The 14666-nt window shown below is 67.8% G+C and carries 16 protein-coding genes; 5 read left to right on the top strand and 11 right to left on the bottom strand.

All coding sequences use genetic code 11. The features are described from left to right. Positions 1 to 116 precede the first annotated feature (116 nt). On the top strand, positions 117 to 1049 hold the full coding sequence (locus ACRDNQ_RS16410) for a DMT family transporter (protein WP_431829769.1): 933 nt from the start codon (positions 117 to 119) through the stop codon (positions 1047 to 1049). 268 nt (positions 1050 to 1317) lie between these two features. Then, on the top strand, positions 1318 to 1980 hold the full coding sequence (locus tag ACRDNQ_RS16405) for a Hint domain-containing protein (protein WP_431829768.1): 663 nt from the start codon (positions 1318 to 1320) through the stop codon (positions 1978 to 1980). Between the two features lie 102 nt (positions 1981 to 2082). On the opposite strand, the gene ACRDNQ_RS16400 is transcribed toward ACRDNQ_RS16405, so the two are convergent. From ACRDNQ_RS16400 to ACRDNQ_RS16360, 9 genes are all read right to left on the bottom strand, one after another. Further along, complete coding sequence (locus ACRDNQ_RS16400; RefSeq protein WP_431829767.1) at positions 2083 to 4287, bottom strand: 3-hydroxyacyl-CoA dehydrogenase NAD-binding domain-containing protein; 2205 nt, start codon at positions 4285 to 4287, stop codon at positions 2083 to 2085. Then, positions 4284 to 4757, bottom strand: a complete 474-nt coding sequence (locus tag ACRDNQ_RS16395; protein ID WP_431829766.1) for a cupin domain-containing protein — start codon at positions 4755 to 4757, stop codon at positions 4284 to 4286. The genes ACRDNQ_RS16400 and ACRDNQ_RS16395 overlap by 4 nt, the downstream gene beginning before the upstream one ends. Positions 4758 to 4789: 32 nt before the next feature. Continuing rightward, a complete protein-coding gene (locus ACRDNQ_RS16390) occupies positions 4790 to 6001 on the bottom strand; it encodes an acetyl-CoA C-acetyltransferase (protein ID WP_431829765.1) in 1212 nt (403 codons plus the stop codon). A gap of 17 nt (positions 6002 to 6018) precedes the next feature. Beyond that, positions 6019 to 6660 (bottom strand): glutathione S-transferase family protein, encoded by a 642-nt coding sequence (locus ACRDNQ_RS16385; RefSeq protein ID WP_431829764.1) that lies wholly within the window; start codon positions 6658 to 6660, stop codon positions 6019 to 6021. Then, positions 6657 to 7805: an acyl-CoA dehydrogenase family protein gene (locus ACRDNQ_RS16380; RefSeq protein WP_431829763.1), complete on the bottom strand. Its 1149-nt coding sequence runs from the start codon at positions 7803 to 7805 to the stop codon at positions 6657 to 6659. Before ACRDNQ_RS16380 ends, ACRDNQ_RS16385 begins: the two co-directional genes overlap by 4 nt. Positions 7806 to 7839: 34 nt before the next feature. Then, positions 7840 to 8052: a hypothetical protein gene (locus ACRDNQ_RS16375; RefSeq protein ID WP_431829762.1), complete on the bottom strand. Its 213-nt coding sequence runs from the start codon at positions 8050 to 8052 to the stop codon at positions 7840 to 7842. 13 nt (positions 8053 to 8065) lie between these two features. Continuing rightward, positions 8066 to 9844 (bottom strand): acyl-CoA dehydrogenase C-terminal domain-containing protein, encoded by a 1779-nt coding sequence (locus ACRDNQ_RS16370; RefSeq protein WP_431829761.1) that lies wholly within the window; start codon positions 9842 to 9844, stop codon positions 8066 to 8068. Between the two features lie 14 nt (positions 9845 to 9858). After that, positions 9859 to 10260: a MerR family transcriptional regulator gene (locus ACRDNQ_RS16365; RefSeq protein ID WP_431829760.1), complete on the bottom strand. Its 402-nt coding sequence runs from the start codon at positions 10258 to 10260 to the stop codon at positions 9859 to 9861. A gap of 201 nt (positions 10261 to 10461) precedes the next feature. Beyond that, positions 10462 to 10830 (bottom strand): MerR family DNA-binding protein, encoded by a 369-nt coding sequence (locus ACRDNQ_RS16360; protein ID WP_431829759.1) that lies wholly within the window; start codon positions 10828 to 10830, stop codon positions 10462 to 10464. 127 nt (positions 10831 to 10957) lie between these two features. Between ACRDNQ_RS16360 and ACRDNQ_RS16355 the strand changes: the two genes are divergently transcribed. Genes ACRDNQ_RS16355 through ACRDNQ_RS16345 form a run of 3 tightly spaced genes read left to right on the top strand, consistent with a single transcriptional unit; the run spans position 10958 to position 13228 of the window. Beyond that, on the top strand, positions 10958 to 11395 hold the full coding sequence (locus ACRDNQ_RS16355; protein ID WP_431829758.1) for a PaaI family thioesterase: 438 nt from the start codon (positions 10958 to 10960) through the stop codon (positions 11393 to 11395). Continuing rightward, complete coding sequence (locus ACRDNQ_RS16350; protein WP_431829757.1) at positions 11392 to 11901, top strand: PaaI family thioesterase; 510 nt, start codon at positions 11392 to 11394, stop codon at positions 11899 to 11901. Before ACRDNQ_RS16355 ends, ACRDNQ_RS16350 begins: the two co-directional genes overlap by 4 nt. Next, positions 11894 to 13228, top strand: a complete 1335-nt coding sequence (locus tag ACRDNQ_RS16345) for an MATE family efflux transporter (RefSeq protein WP_431829756.1) — start codon at positions 11894 to 11896, stop codon at positions 13226 to 13228. The genes ACRDNQ_RS16350 and ACRDNQ_RS16345 overlap by 8 nt, the downstream gene beginning before the upstream one ends. Here ACRDNQ_RS16345 and ACRDNQ_RS16340 read toward each other — a convergent pair. Continuing rightward, positions 13225 to 14301: a quinone-dependent dihydroorotate dehydrogenase gene (locus ACRDNQ_RS16340; RefSeq protein WP_431829755.1), complete on the bottom strand. Its 1077-nt coding sequence runs from the start codon at positions 14299 to 14301 to the stop codon at positions 13225 to 13227. The two genes, ACRDNQ_RS16345 and ACRDNQ_RS16340, sit on opposite strands and share 4 nt — an antisense overlap. Beyond that, on the bottom strand, positions 14298 to 14636 hold the full coding sequence (locus ACRDNQ_RS16335; protein WP_431829754.1) for a DUF952 domain-containing protein: 339 nt from the start codon (positions 14634 to 14636) through the stop codon (positions 14298 to 14300). Before ACRDNQ_RS16335 ends, ACRDNQ_RS16340 begins: the two co-directional genes overlap by 4 nt. Positions 14637 to 14666: the final 30 nt, after the last annotated feature.

Below are 14666 nucleotides of genomic sequence, written 5' to 3'. Positions count from 1 at the left end.
GTGCCCACAATTCCCGAAGACAGGCGGTGCGCGCGCCCGATTGATCGTGGCGCGGCGTGCGGGTAAGGGCAGGGACGTCGCCCGTGTCGACGGCCCGGCAGGAAGGGAAGCCATCCGTGACCCAGACCCGTCCACTTCAGGCGGCGCTGTCCATCCTTGCGGCGATGGTGCTGATCGGCTTCATCGACAACTACGTCGTCGTCATCGCCGAGACCGGCGGCCTGTGGCAGTTCCACCTTGTGCGCACCGCGATGATCTTGCCGATGCTGGTGGCGATCGCCCTGGCCTTCGGCGTGTCGCTCAGGCCGCGACGGTGGCGGGCGGTGGTCGGGCGAAGCCTCTTCATCTCGACCGCGATGATCCTGTACTTCGGGTCGCTCGCCTTCCTGCCGATCACGCAATCGGTCGCGGGGCTGTTCACCTCGCCCCTCTTCGTGCTGCTGATCACCGGCTTCTTCCTGCGCGAGCGGGTCGGCCCAATCCGTATGCTGGCCGCTGCCATCGGATTCGCCGGGGTGCTTCTTGTCCTGCAGCCCTGGGGCGCCGAGGTTTCGCCCTGGGCCGCGCTGGCGGTTGCCTCGGGCTTCTTCTACGCGGTCGGCGCGATGGCGACGCGGCGCTGGTGCGCGGGCGAAGAGACGCTGACGCTGACCGGGGCGATGTTTCTTGCCATGGCCGTGTGGGGCAGCCTGGGGCTGGGACTTCTGGCGATCTTCCCGCAGGACGCACCGGCCGGGGCGGATGGGTTCGTCCTGCGTGGCTGGGTCGCGCCGGGCGGAACCTTCCTGTTCTGGACGGCGGTGCAGGCTGTGGGCTCGCTCGTGGCGGTCTGGCTCATCACCCGCGCCTACCAACTGGGCGAGGCGCCCTTCGTGGCGCTGTTCGAATACTCGCTGCTCGTCTCGGTCTCGGCCTGGGCCTTCATGCTGAAGGGTGAACGCCCGGGGGCGCTGGCCCTTGTGGGCATCGCGTTGATCGTCGTGGCGGGGGTGGTGATCGCCCTGCGCGAGCGTCGTCTGACCCCGCCCGCCCCGCAGACCCCGGCCTGACCGGCGATTCGCCCCGGGCCTGATCCGCGCGCGCCGAAAGCCCCCGCGTGACGCCGTCGCCGGGATCGTGGCTAAGGCCTGGTAAAGGGCGGTGCCCGCCGAAGAACAGTGCGTTTCGGCCACCCCCGACTGCGCAATGGGGCGGGATTTTGCCCATTTTCCGCCAGAATTGCGACCGAAAGACGGCGAAATCAGGGGCATTTCTTGGGTCTGCCACACCGGGGCCACGATCGAGGTTGGACCCCGCCAGACCAGGAAAGGAAGACCCATGTCCATTCACGATCAGTCCGCCTTCTCGCGTATCGACGATGTCGTCCTTGCGGGGGCCGTCTTCTCGCAACGCCCTCGCCGCATTGGGACCGGGCTTGTCGCCGGCACCCGGATCGAAACCGCACGGGGCTGGACGCCCGTCGAACAGGTGCTGACCGGCGAAAAGGTCCAGACCTTCGACGGCGGGCTGCGTCCCGTCACGCGGATCGAGCGCACGGTCTATGGCGCCGATCTGGCGCAGGCCTATCCCGACGGGCTTCTGATGGTGCCGGGCGGCGCGCTTCACAATTGCGACGCCTTCTACCTGATGCCCGAACAGCACGTTCTGCTGGAAAGCGCCGTTGCCGAAGAGGTCCTGGGCCGGCCCGCCGTTCTTGTCCCCGCCTCGGCGCTGGAAGGCTATCGCGGGATCGCCCGGGTGATGCCTGTGGACCTTGTCGAGGTGGTGACGCTGTTCTTCGACGACGAGGAAGTCGTCTATGCCAACACCGGGGCGTTGGTGCACTGCGCGCCGCGCAAGGCGGCCGGGGCCGCGCTGCGCCGCCCGGCGACCTCGGCCTTCTTCGAGGTGCTGCCCTTCGACCGGGCGCGGGCGCTGGTCGACCTGATGGAAGCCGGCACGCCGTGGGCGGGGCAGGGGGACCTCGCGCAGGCGGCATGAGGCGCCGGCCCGAACCGCGCCCATCCCCTCACCGCGAACGACCTGCGGGGCCGCAGCCGATGGCGCGGCCCCGAAGCCTGTCTGGCCTTTTGGCGCCGTCTGTCAGGCGGCCATCGCCTGTCCCGCGCCGAAGCGGCCATAGAAGCTTTGCCCCTTGGCCGCCATGTCGCGAAGAAGGGCCGGGGCGGCGAAGCGGTCGCCATGCGCGGCCTGAAGCCGGTCGCAGATCTCGACCGCCCGCGCCGCTCCAAGAATGTCGAGCCAGCTGAACGGTCCGCCCGACCAGGGCGCGAAGCCCCAGCCAAGGATGGCGCCCACGTCGCCTTCGCGGATGTCGGTCAGCACGCCCGCCTCGAAGGCGCGCACGGCCTCGAGCACCTGCGCCATCAGAAGGCGCTGCTGCACGTCGGTCAGGTCGGGCTGGTCCGCGGCCGCGGGGAAGCGGTCGCGCAGACCCTCCCACAGAAGGCCGCGCTTGCCGGCGGGGTCATAGGCGTAGAAACCCGCATTGGCCTTGCGGCCCATCCGGCCCTCGCCCGCCATCCAGAACAGGACCTCGTCCACCGCGCCGTCGGGATAGGCGGCGCCCATCGCCGCCTTGGTGGCCTTGGCGATCTTCACGCCAAGGTCGATCGAGGTCTCGTCGACCAGTTGCAGCGGGCCCAGCGGCATCCCCACAAGCTTGGCCGCGTTCTCGACCAGCGCGGGCTCGACGCCCTCGCCGACCATGCGGATGCCCTCGTTGATGTAGGGAATGATGCAGCGGTTGGCATAGAAGAAGCGCGCGTCGTTGACGACGATCGGCGTCTTGCGGATCTGCCGCACGAAGTCGAGCGCCTTGGCGACCGCCCGGTCGCCGGTCTCGCGGCCGCGGATGATCTCGACCAGCAGCATCTTGTCGACGGGGCTGAAGAAGTGGATGCCGATGAACTGCCCGGGCCGCTTCGAGGCCTTGGCCAGATCCGAGATCGGCAGGGTCGAGGTGTTGGTGGCGAAGATGCAGTCCTCGCCCACCACCTCTTCGACCCGGCGCGTGACCTCGGCCTTGATGCCCGGATCCTCGAAAACCGCCTCGACGATCAGGTCGCAACCCGTCAGCGCGGCGTAGTCGGTGGTGGCAAGAATGCGCCCCAGCACGTCGGCCTTCTTCTCGGCTGTGACCTTCCTGCGGCTCATGCCCTTGTCGAGGATGCCTTCGGAATAGGCCTTGCCGCGGTCGGCGGCGGCTTGATCCTGGTCGATCAGCACGACCTCGATCCCCGCGTTCGCGGCGACATAGGCGATGCCCGCGCCCATCATGCCCGCGCCCATGACACCCAGCTTCGCGACCTTCTGGTCCGGCACGTCCGGCCGGTTGGCGCCCTTTTCAAGCGCCTCCTTGTTCACGAAGAGCGACCGGATCATCGCGCCCGAGGACGGGTTCATCAGCACTTGGGTGAACCACCGCGCCTCGATCTTCAGCGCCGTGTCGAACGGCACAAGCGCGCCTTCGTAGGCCGCCGACAGAAGCGCCTTCGCGGCCGGGAAGACGCCCTGGGTCTTGGCGTGAACCATCGTCGCCGCGCCCATGAAAGTCATGAAGCCCGCCGGATGATAGGGCGCGCCGCCCGGCATCTTGTAGTCCTTCTGGTCCCAGGGCTTGACGATGTCGGCGTCCTTCGCCTCCAGCACCCAGGCCTTTGCGCGCGCCAGAAGCTCGGCCCCCGGCACCACTTCGTCGACAAGACCCGCGGCCTTGGCCTTGGCGGGATCGCTCAGCTTGCCCTCGAGCAGGAAGGGGGCCGCCGCCATGGCGCCCATCTTGCGCAGCAGCCGCGTCGTGCCGCCCATGCCGGGGTAGATCCCGACCATGATCTCGGGCAGGCCGATCTTTGCCTTGGGGTTGTCGGCCGCGAAGATGCGGTGGCAGGCCAGAGGGATCTCGTAGCCGATGCCAAGCGCGGTGCCGGGAAGCGCCGCCGCGATCGGTTTGCCGCCCTTGAGCGTCTTGGGGTCCATGCCCGCGCGCTCGATCTTGCGGAGGATGGCGTGGGTACGCATCAGCCCTTCGAACAGGCCGCGCGCGGGGTCATCGCCCGCCTCGTCCTTCATCCGCGCGATGATGTTGAGGTCCATGCCCCCGGCGAAGCTGTCCTTGCCCGAGGTGATCACCACCCCCTTCACAGCCGGATCGGCCAGCGCGCGGTCGATCATGCCGTCGAGCGTGATGAAGCCTTCGGGGCTCATCACGTTCATCGACTTGGAGGTCACGTCCCAGGTGATGGTGGCGACGCCGTCGGCGTCGACGTCATAGGTGAAATCGGTCATTTGCTGTCGTCCTTGTAGGGGGTGCCGTCCTTGCGGGTGAAGGTGGCCGTGCCGTCCTTCATCTCGACCGTCAGGTCGACGTCGGAATAGGTTGCGCGCTCGGGGTTCTGGCGCGTGCCGACCACCAGAAAGGCGGCGGGGGCGTCCGAGCGGTTGACGAAATGGTGGCCGTTGGGATCGCCGGCGGGAAAGGCCGCGCAGTCGCCCGGACGCATCACATGCGCGCCGGTGTCGTCGATCAGCGTGCATTCGCCGTCCGTCACCATGACGAATTCATCCTCGCGCTCGTGCCAGTGGCGCAGCGAACTCATCGCGCCCGGCGCCAGCATCACGAGATTGGCGCCGAACTGCGTCAGCCCGCCCGCGTCGCCCAGACGCAACGACTGGCGCCCGGCCATCATCGCGGCATAGGGCGCAGGATAGATCGATCCGGTCTTCACCGGGCAGGCGGTCTTGTCGATGATCGGCATCGTCGGGGGCCCTCCGCGGTCCGTTCGCGCCGCTACACGCGTTCGATGATGGTGGCCGCGCCCATGCCCGACCCGATGCACAAGGTGGCGAGACCGGTTTCCTTGTCCGACCGCTCGAGCTCGTCCAGCAGCGTGCCAAGGATCATCGCACCCGTGGCCCCCAGCGGGTGGCCCATGGCGATGGCGCCGCCATTGACGTTGACCTTCGCGGGGTCGACGTCGAAAGCCTGCATGAAGCGCATGACGACGGCGGCGAAGGCCTCGTTCACCTCGAACAGGTCGATGTCGCCGATCGTCATGCCGTGATCGGCAAGGATCTTCTGTGTCACCGGCACCGGGCCGGTCAGCATGATCGTCGGATCGGTGCCGATCTTGGCGGTCGCGCGGACACGGGCGCGGGGTTTCAGCCCGTATTTCTCCCCGAAGGCCTTGTTGCCGATCAGGACCGCCGCCGCCCCGTCCACGATGCCCGACGAATTGCCGGCGTGGTGGATATGCTCGATCTTCTCCAGATGGGGGTACTTCATCAGCGCGATCTTGTCGAAGCCGGGCATGACCTCGCCCATCTGCTGGAACGACGGGCTGAGCGCCCCCAGCGCCTGCATGTCTGTGCCCGGGCGCATGTATTCGTCATGGTCAAGGATCGTGATCCCGTTCACGTCCCGCACCGAGACGACTGATTTCGCGAAACGCCCATCGTCCCAGGCGGCCTTGGCGCGCTTCTGGCTTTCGACGGCCAGCGCATCGGCCTGGTCGCGGGTGAAGCCGTATTCGGTGGCGATGATGTCCGCGCTGATGCCCTGCGGCACGAAGTAGGTCTTCATCGCGATCGAGGGGTCCACCGCGATCGCCGCCCCGTCCGAACCCATCGGCACGCGGCTCATCGCCTCGACGCCACCGGCGATGTAGGCGTCGCCCGCGCCGCCCCGAACCTGGTTGGCGGCCATGTTCACGGCTTCGAGGCCGCTTGCGCAGAAGCGGTTGATGGACACGCCCGGGATCGACTCGTCGAGGTCGGAGGCAAGCACGGCCGTGCGCGCAAGGCAGCCGCCCTGTTCGCCCACCTGCGTGACGTTGCCCCAGATCACGTCCTCGACCGCATGGCCGTCCAGGCCCGCGCGCGCCTTCAGCGCGTTCAGCACCCCGGCCGAAAGCCGCGCGGCGGTCACTTCGTGCAGGCTGCCGTCCTTGCGGCCCTTGCCGCGCGGGGTGCGCACGGCATCATAGATGTAGGCGTCGGTCATCTTGTGTCGTCCTCTCGTCAGGCCGATGCGGGGGGCCAGGCCCGCGGCATCAGGTCATAGGGGTGTTTCCAGCCCGGCTGCGCGGCCAGGCGCGCCAGCCAGGCGTCGATCCCGGGCCAGTCGGCCCGGGCGAAGCCGAAGGGTTCGGGGTAATAGAGATAGCTGCAGCAGCTCAGGTCGGCGGCGGTCAGCGTTTCCCCCACGATCCAGTCGCGCCCGTCAAGGTGCCGCTCGAGCGTCTCGAAGGCCGACCGGAGGCGCCCCTGGAAGAAGGCGATCACCTCTTTGGGGCGCTTCTCCTCGGGCAGGAAGTTCATCAGGAAACGCGTCGTTCCCGCGACCGAGCTGAACTTGTGGTTGTCCCACAGCACCCAGCGCAGCACCTCGCGGCGGTCGGTGCTGACGGGCGGGGTGAAGCGGCCGGTGCGTTCGACGATGTAGTCGAGGATCACACCCGATTGCGCCAGCCGCACGGCGTTGTCGACCAGCACAGGGGCTTCGCCCATCTCGTTGACGTCGCGGCGGTAGGCCTCGGTCCGGGTTTCGCCGTTGAAGAAGTCGATCGGCACCGGTTCCCACCGCACGCCGGCAAGCTGCAGCGCAAGCGCCGCCTTGTAGGAATGGCCGGACTCGCCGAAACAATAAAGCCGCACACTCACAGCGCTCTCCCGATCAGTTCCTTCATGATCTCGTTGGTGCCGCCATAGATGCGCTGGACGCGCGCGTCGGCCCACATCTGGGCGATGTCGTATTCGGCCATGAAGCCGTAGCCGCCGTGCAGCTGCACGCAGTCGTCGATCACCTCTCCCTGGGTGTCGGTCAGCCAGTACTTGGCCATCGCGGCCTTCTCGACCGTCAGCTCGCCGCGCAGATGCTCGGCGATGCACTGGTCGAGGAAGGCCCGCGCGACGGCGGTCTTCGTCTTGCACTCGGCCAGCTGGAAACGGGTGTTCTGGAACTCGAGGATCGGCTTGCCGAAGGCGTGGCGGTCCTTGGCATAGGCCACGGTGCGTTCGACCGCGCCTTCCATGGCACCGACCGCGCCCACCGCGATGATCAGCCGCTCCTGCGGAAGCTGGCGCATCATCTGGTAGAAACCCTGGCCCTCCTGGCCGCCCAGCACGTTCTCGGGCGGCACCTCGACGTTGTCGAAGAAAAGCTCGGAGGTGTCCGAGGCATGAAGGCCCACCTTATGCAGGTTCCGCCCCCGGCTGAAGCCCTGCGCCCCGTCGGTTTCGACCACCACCAGCGACGTGCCCTTCGCGCCGGCAGCCGGGTCGGTCTTGGCGGCCACGACGATGAGGTTGGCGTGCTGGCCGTTGGTGATGAAGATCTTGGAACCGCTCAGGCGATAGGCGCTTCCGTCCCTGATCGCGCGGGTCTTGATGCCCTGAACGTCCGACCCCGCGGCCGGTTCGGTCATCGCCAGCGCGCCCACGATTTCGCCGGAAACCATCTTGGGAAGCCAGCGCGTCTTCTGCTCTTCCGACCCGTAGGCCAGGATGTAATGTGCGACGATGCCCGAATGGATACCGTGTCCGGTGCCGAAGGCCGCGTGGTTCGCGCGGGCGCTTTCGAGCAGGATCGCGGCCTCGTGGCCGAAGTCGCCGCCCGGACCGCCGTATTCCTCGGGGATCGAGGGGCACAGAAGGCCAAGTTCGCCGGCCTGTTGCCAGATGGCGCGGTCCATCTCGCCCTGCTCGCGCCAGCGCGCAAGCTGCGGGGTCCATTCGCGGGCGATGAACTCGCGCGTCATGTCGGCGAGCATCGCGTGCTCGTCGGTCATCCAGATGCTTGCCGTCATGGCGTCCTCCCCCCTTCTCGGCAGTGCGATGCCGTCACCTCTTGCGGGCGTCGAGCTCGCTGTTGAACAGCCTCAGCCTGTGGGTGAGGTTGTCTTGGTCCGTGACGCTGTCGAAATTCTCGAACAGGAACGACAGCGCTTCGCCTTCGTCCAGCCCCGCTTCGGCCGCGAAGCGCCTGAGCCTGCGATAGCCGTCCTCGGTCATGGCGACGGGGAACCGGCGGGTCAGTCTCAGGCGCTTGGGCATCGGTGGGCCTTTCTCAGAAGTTGGCGGCGTCCAGCGCCATGACCGGCTCGGCGCCCGAGCGGATCCGCGCAAGGTGCAGCGCGGTCGCGGGAAGCTGGCGCGCCATGTAGTAGCGTCCGGTGGCGATCTTGGTCTCTAGGAAGGCGCGGTCGGCACCGTCGCCTTCCAGCGCCTCGGCCGCGGCCTTCGCCATCTTCGACCACATCAGGCCGAAGCAGACGTGCCCGAAAAGGTGCATGAAGTCGTAAGACCCCGAAAGCGCGTTGTTGGGGGTCTTCATCCCCTCGGCCATGAAGTACATGGCGGCGGCCTGAAGATCCTTCGACGCCTGCTTCAGCGGGCCGAGGAAGCCATTTTCCAGAACCGCGTCGCCCTCGTTCTCCTTCAGGAAGGCCTTCACCATCTCGAAGAAGCCCATCACCGTCTTGCCGCCGTTCAGGCCCAGCTTGCGGCCCACAAGGTCAAGCGACTGCACCCCGTTCGTGCCTTCATAGATCATGGCGATCCGGGCGTCGCGGACGAACTGCTCGAGGCCCCATTCCTTCGTGAAGCCCGACCCGCCCAGCGTCTGCTGCGCCAGCACCGTCGTCTCGAAGCCCTTGTCGGTCAGGAAACCCTTGATGACCGGGATCAGCAGCGAGATCGTCGCCTCGGCCTCGGCATCGTCCTGGCGGTGGCTGCGGTCGATCAGCGTCGCCCCCCACAGCGCGAAGGCGCGCGCGCCCTCGACGAAGGACTTCTGATCCATCAGGTTCCGCCGCACGTCGGGGTGCACGATGATCGGATCGGCGGGGCCGTCAGGGTTCTTCGCTCCGGTGATGTCGCGGCCCTGCAGGCGATCCTGCGCGAAGGCCAGCGCGTTCTGATAGGCGACGGAACCCTGTGCGTAGCCCTGCATGCCGACAAGAAGCCGGGCCTCGTTCATCATGGTGAACATCGCGCGCATGCCCTTGTGCGCCTCGCCCACGAGGAAGCCCGTGGCCCCGTCGTAGTTCATCACGCAGGTGGCGTTGCCGTGGATGCCCATCTTTTCCTCGAGCCCGCCGCAGGCCAGCGCGTTGCGCTGCCCCAGGCTGCCGTCGGCGTTCACAAGGAACTTCGGCACGATGAAAAGGCTGATGCCCTTCACACCCTCCGGGCCGCCGGGAATCCTGGCCAGGACAAGGTGGATGATGTTGTCGGACATGTCGTGTTCGCCGGCCGAGATCCAGATCTTCTGGCCGGTGATGCGATAGGTCCCGTCCTCCTGCGGTTCCGCCTTGGTGCGGATCAGGCCAAGGTCGGTGCCGCACTGCGGTTCGGTCAGGTTCATCGTGCCGGTCCAGCGGCCCTCGATCATCTTCGGCAGATAGGTGGTCTTCTGGTCGTCCGAAGCGTGGGTGTGGATCGCCGAGATCGCGCCGTGGGTCAGGCCCGAGTACATCTGGAAGGCCATGTTCGCGCTCGAGAACATCTCGCCCGTGGCGAGGTTCAGGATCGCGGGCATGCCCTGACCGCCATAGGCGGGATCGGCGTCAAGCGCGTTCCAGCCACCTTCGCACATCTGTGCATAGGCCTCGCGGAAGCCCTTGGGCGTGCGGACCACGCCATTCTCAAGCCGGCACCCCTCGACGTCGCCAACCTTGTTGAGCGGCGCAAGCACCTCGCTTGCGATCTTGCCGGCTTCCTCGAACACCGCCGCGGTGAACGCGCGGTCGAGATCGGCGTAGCCCGGGATGAGCTGCTGGGAAACCTTGAAGACGTCGTGCAGTAGGAACTGCAGGTCCTTGGTCGGCGGGGTATAGCTTGGCATGGCGGTGGTCCCTGTCACTCGGCGGCGTGGGTCTGACTGGTCAGGTTTGCGATCATCTCTTCCCCCCATTTCAGCTGGTTGCGAAGGTCGGTGATCGCCTCGTCAAGCTCGTCGCGCTGCTGCACCATGTCCGCGAGACGATCGCGGGCCAGGTCGTAGGTGCGCCGAAGCTGGGTCAGCTGCTGGTCGCCCATGTCGTATAGCTCGAGCAGCTGGCGGATATCCTCAAGGCTGAAGCCGAAGCGCTTGCCGCGCAGGATCAGCTTGAGCCGCGCGCGGTCGCGACGTGTGAAGAGGCGTTTCTGGCCTTCGCGGATCGGGAAGAGCAGTTCTTTCGCTTCGTAGAAGCGCAGGGTTCGCGGCGTGACGTCGAAGGCGTCACACATTTCGCGAATGGTCATTACGTCTTTATGCATGCCTCCAACTCCGGAATGCGTCATGTCGAACGGCGGCGAAATGCGAACCCGGGGCATCTCATACAAGAGCGGTTGACGTTTACGTAAGCGTAACGCCGCGTCATTTTCCGCAAGGGAAAACAAACGTGAAAGTGACGCCGCGTCGCCGGCAACTTCCGTAGGGTCAGTCAGGCCCGGATCGGCCGCTTCCGGGCGCGCGGGTCAGCCGATCTCGCCCGACACCGCGTCGCGCAGGCCGGTCAGTTCGCGGATCGTCGCGTCAAGCCGGGCGCGTTCCTCGGCCAGCACGCCAAGCTGCCGGTCGGCAAGGCGCACCCATTCGCGCATCTGCGCCTCGGTGCCCTTCTCTTCGTAGATCAGCAGCCACTGGCGGATCTCCTCGAGGCTGAAACCGAAGCGCCGGCCGCGAAGGATCAGGGTCATCCGCGCCACCTCGCGCGAAGTGTAGAAGCGGCTTCGGCCTTCCTTCTCGGGGCGGAGAAGTTCGATGTATTCGTAGTAGCGCAGCGTGCGCGGCGTCACGTCGAAGCGTGCGCACATCTCCTTGAAGCTCAGCCGTTCTTCAGCCATCGCATGTCCTCCGCCGGGGCCGAATCTATCCTGCCGTGGTCATCGGTTCAATCGCGGGTTGCCGAATCCGCTTGCCCCCGCCGCGCCCCGGGCGGAAAACTGAGGGGCGATGCAGGACGACCCTTCAATGACCGATCTCAAGGCCCAGCTGGCGCGCCAGTTCATCGAGGCCATTCCCCATTCCCGCGCCCTTGGCATGCGGCTTGTGTCGATCGGCGATGGCGAGGCCGAGATCGTCATGCCCTATGACGAACGCTTCGTGGGTGACCCGGTGTCGGGCGTGATCCACGGCGGCGCGGTCTCGGCGCTGATGGACACCTGCGGTGGCGCGGCGGTGATGAGCCACCCGCAGGCTCCGGCCGGAACCGCGACCATCGACCTGCGCATCGACTACATGCGCCCCGCCACCCCCGGTCAGGCGATCCGGGCGCGGGCAAGCTGCTACCAGATCACCCGCAGCGTGGCCTTCGTGCGCGCCGTCGCCACCGACGACGACGAAAGCCGCCCCGTGGCGACGGCCACCGGCGCGTTCACGGTCGAACCGTCGGGGGAGGCGGGGTCGTGAGCCGTCGCGCCCCCGAACCCGTGCACCTCGTGAAGGGACGCCGCGACAAGGCGCTGGGCGCGCTCGTGCGGTCGATTCCCTATGCGCGCTACCTGGGCGTCGACTTCGACCGGAGGGGGGACGAGCTGACCGCGGTGCTGAGCTACGATGACAAGCTGATCGGCAACCCGCTTCTGCCGGCCATCCATGGCGGTGTCACCGCCGCATTCCTCGAGATCACGGCCGCGGTCGAACTGAGCTGGGCGCAGCTCTGGGACGAGATCGAAAGCGGCCGGATCGACGCCGATAACCTGACCCCCGAGACGCTGCCCCGGATGCCCAAGACCATCGACTTCACCGTCGATTATCTGCGCTCAGGGCTGCCGCGCGACGCCTATGCGCGGGCGCGCATCAACCGCGTGGGGCGGCGCTATGCCAGCGTCCATGTCGAAGCCTGGCAGGACAACCGCAGCCGGCTTTACGCGCAGGCCACCGGGCATTTCCTGATGCCTCTCCGCGATGGCTGAGGCGGCCGTCGCTTCGGCGCAGGCCCCGCTGACCCACGCCCGCGTCTTCCGCATCGCCTTCCCGATCGTCCTGTCGAACGCGACCATCCCGATCCTTGGCGTGGTCGACACGGCCGTCGTCGGCCAGATGGGCACGGCCGCACCCATCGGCGCGGTCGGGATCGGGGCCTTCTCGCTTGCGGCGGTCTACTGGATCTTCGGATTTCTGCGCATGGGCACCGTGGGTCTGGCGAGCCAGGCCATCGGTGCAGGCGACCGGCCCGAGGCCGACGCGATCCTGTCCCGCGCGCTCATGATCGGCCTTTCCGCCGGGCTTGCGCTGATCGCCCTCCAGATCCCGATCTTCTGGGGCGTGTTCGCCGTCGCCCCCGCCTCGGACGAGGTCGAGACGCTGGCCCGCGGCTACATGGAGATCCGCATCTGGTCGGCCCCCGCGGCAATCGCCGTCTTCGCGTTGACCGGCTGGCTCATCGCCGCCGAGCGCACGCGCGCGGTGCTGGCGATCCAGGTCTGGATGAACGGGCTCAACATCGCGCTGAACGTCGTCTTCGTCCTGGGCTTCGGCTGGGGCGTGAACGGGGTGGCCGTCGCCACCTTCATCGCAGAATGGTCGGGCCTTGCGCTGGGTCTGTGGTTCTGCCGCGACGCCTTCGCCCGGCCCGGATGGCGCGACTGGCCGCGCGTCTTCGACGCCGCCCGGCTGCGGCGCATGGCGTCGGTCAACACCGACATCCTGATCCGGTCGGTCCTGCTCGAGGCGATCCTGGTGTCGTTCATGTTCATCGGGTCGGATTTCGGCGACGTGCCGCTGGCGGCGAACCAGATCCTGATGCAGTTCCTGATGGTCACGGCCTATGCGATGGACGGCTTCGCCTTCGCGGCCGAGACGCTGGTCGGGCAGGCGATGGGCGCGCGGGCGCGCGGACGCCTGCGGCAAAGCGCGGTCATGGCCGGCATGTGGGCGGCCGGGATCTGCGTCCTGCTGGCGGCCGTCTTCGCGCTTGCCGGCCCCGCGATCATCGACGTGATGACCACGGCCCCCGACGTGCGGGCCGAGACCCGGGTCTTTCTTCTCTACATGGTCGCGGCCCCGATCCTGGGCTGCGCGGCCTGGATGCTCGACGGCATCTTCATCGGGGCGACGCGGACCCGCGACATGCGCGACATGATGCTCGTTTCGGCGCTGATCTATGCCGCGGCGGCCCTGATCCTGGTGCCCGCCTTCGGCAACCACGGGCTTTGGGCCGCGCTTCTGATTTCCTTCGTCGCTCGCGGCGTCACGCTGGGGCTGAAATACCCCGCGCTCGAGCGGGCAGCCGGGGCCTAGTCGGACAGCCAATCGGCGCGGCCGGTGCCCACCGCGTCGGCGACATTGGCGAACCCGTCGCGCGCCAGCAGCGCGTCGAGGCCCAGCGCGACCTGGCGCACGACCGAAAGGCCCTGATAGACCATCGCCGTGTAAAGCTGCACGGCCGAGGCACCGGCGCGGATCTTGGCATAGGCCTGTTCGGCCGAGCCAATGCCGCCGACGCCCACAAGCGGGACCCTGCCGCCGGTTTCGACCGACAGCCGCGCGAGCACCCGCGTCGACATCTCGAACAGTGGCGCGCCGGACAACCCGCCCGTCTCGCCCGCATGGGGGCTTTTCAGCCCCTCGCGGCGCAGGGTGGTGTTGGTGGCCACGATGGCGTCGATGCGCGCGTCAAGGGCGACCTCGGCGATATCCGCGATCTCGGCCGCCGTCAGGTCGGGCGCGATCTTGAGGAAGATGGGCACTGGACGGGGCAGGGCCGCGCGCGCCGCCATCACCCCGGCCAGTAGCGCCGACAGGGCGGCCTTGCCCTGAAGGTCGCGCAGCGCCTCGGTGTTGGGGGACGAGACGTTGACGGTCGCGAAATCCACATGCGGCCCGCACAGACGCAGCACCTCGGCGAAATCCGCCGCGCGGTCGGGGCTGTCCTTGTTCGCGCCAAGGTTCAGACCCACCGGAATGCCCTTCGGGCGCGCGGCAAGGCGGGCGGCGATGACCTCGGCGCCCTGGTTGTTGAAGCCGAAGCGGTTGATCGCGGCGCGGTCTTCGGTCAGGCGGTAAAGGCGGGGGCGGGGATTGCCGTCCTGCGGGCGGGGCGTCGCGGCGCCCACTTCGAGAAAGCCGAAGCCCGCCCGCATCAGCGGTGCCAGCGCCTCGGCGTTCTTGTCGTAGCCCGCGGCAAGGCCCACGGGATTGGCCAACTGAAGCCCCGCAAGGGTCGTACCCAGACGCGGTGCGGTGACCGGCCCCATCGCGCCGGCCAGACCCCCGGCCAGACCCGTCCTCAACGCCCGGATCGACAGCCCGTGGGCCACCTCGGGGTCGAGACGGCGCAGAACGGCAAGGCCCGCCTTCTCGACAAGGCTCATGCCGACAGGTCCGGCAGGCGATGGCCGTCCGGGCCAAGGGTCAGCGGCCGGCACCACAGCACGTCGGCACGGCGCAGGTCGCGGTAAAGGTGCGGGAAAAGCTGTCCGCCGCGCGAGGGCTCCCACCGAAGGTCCGCGCCCAGCCGGTCGGCGTCGAGCGCCAGAAGCACAAGGTCGTCCTCGCCGGCGAAGTGTTTCGCGGCTGTCTCGGCCACCTGGGCGGCGGTCGAGAAGTGGATATAGCCGTCGGCAAGGTCGACGGGCGCCCCGCGCGAGGCGCCTGCGGCGTCGAAGGCCGCGAATTCTTCGGCGCGGAAGATCTTGAAGATGAGCATGCACTGCTCTTCGCGCGAGCGCCCCCGGCG

The organism is Saliniferula longa, from assembly GCF_050789285.1.
Classification (GTDB): domain Bacteria; phylum Pseudomonadota; class Alphaproteobacteria; order Rhodobacterales; family Rhodobacteraceae; genus CAVPWP01.
Note: the sequence above shows the minus strand (reverse complement) of the source record. Positions and strands in the feature narration are given on the sequence as shown.

Excerpts from the sequence above, each read along its gene's own strand:
- ACRDNQ_RS16405 (WP_431829768.1), top strand. The coding sequence starts at position 1,318 with ATGTCCATTCACGATCAGTCCGCCTTCTCGCGTATCGACGATGTCGTC.
- ACRDNQ_RS16400 (WP_431829767.1), bottom strand. The coding sequence starts at position 4,287 with ATGACCGATTTCACCTATGACGTCGACGCCGACGGCGTCGCCACCATC.
- ACRDNQ_RS16395 (WP_431829766.1), bottom strand. The coding sequence starts at position 4,757 with ATGCCGATCATCGACAAGACCGCCTGCCCGGTGAAGACCGGATCGATC.
- ACRDNQ_RS16390 (WP_431829765.1), bottom strand. The coding sequence starts at position 6,001 with ATGACCGACGCCTACATCTATGATGCCGTGCGCACCCCGCGCGGCAAG.
- ACRDNQ_RS16380 (WP_431829763.1), bottom strand. The coding sequence starts at position 7,805 with ATGACGGCAAGCATCTGGATGACCGACGAGCACGCGATGCTCGCCGAC.
- ACRDNQ_RS16375 (WP_431829762.1), bottom strand. The coding sequence starts at position 8,052 with ATGCCCAAGCGCCTGAGACTGACCCGCCGGTTCCCCGTCGCCATGACC.
- ACRDNQ_RS16370 (WP_431829761.1), bottom strand. The coding sequence starts at position 9,844 with ATGCCAAGCTATACCCCGCCGACCAAGGACCTGCAGTTCCTACTGCAC.
- ACRDNQ_RS16365 (WP_431829760.1), bottom strand. The coding sequence starts at position 10,260 with ATGCATAAAGACGTAATGACCATTCGCGAAATGTGTGACGCCTTCGAC.
- ACRDNQ_RS16360 (WP_431829759.1), bottom strand. The coding sequence starts at position 10,830 with ATGGCTGAAGAACGGCTGAGCTTCAAGGAGATGTGCGCACGCTTCGAC.
- ACRDNQ_RS16355 (WP_431829758.1), top strand. The coding sequence starts at position 10,958 with ATGACCGATCTCAAGGCCCAGCTGGCGCGCCAGTTCATCGAGGCCATT.
- ACRDNQ_RS16345 (WP_431829756.1), top strand. The coding sequence starts at position 11,894 with ATGGCTGAGGCGGCCGTCGCTTCGGCGCAGGCCCCGCTGACCCACGCC.
- ACRDNQ_RS16340 (WP_431829755.1), bottom strand. The coding sequence starts at position 14,301 with ATGAGCCTTGTCGAGAAGGCGGGCCTTGCCGTTCTGCGCCGTCTCGAC.
- ACRDNQ_RS16335 (WP_431829754.1), bottom strand. The coding sequence starts at position 14,636 with ATGCTCATCTTCAAGATCTTCCGCGCCGAAGAATTCGCGGCCTTCGAC.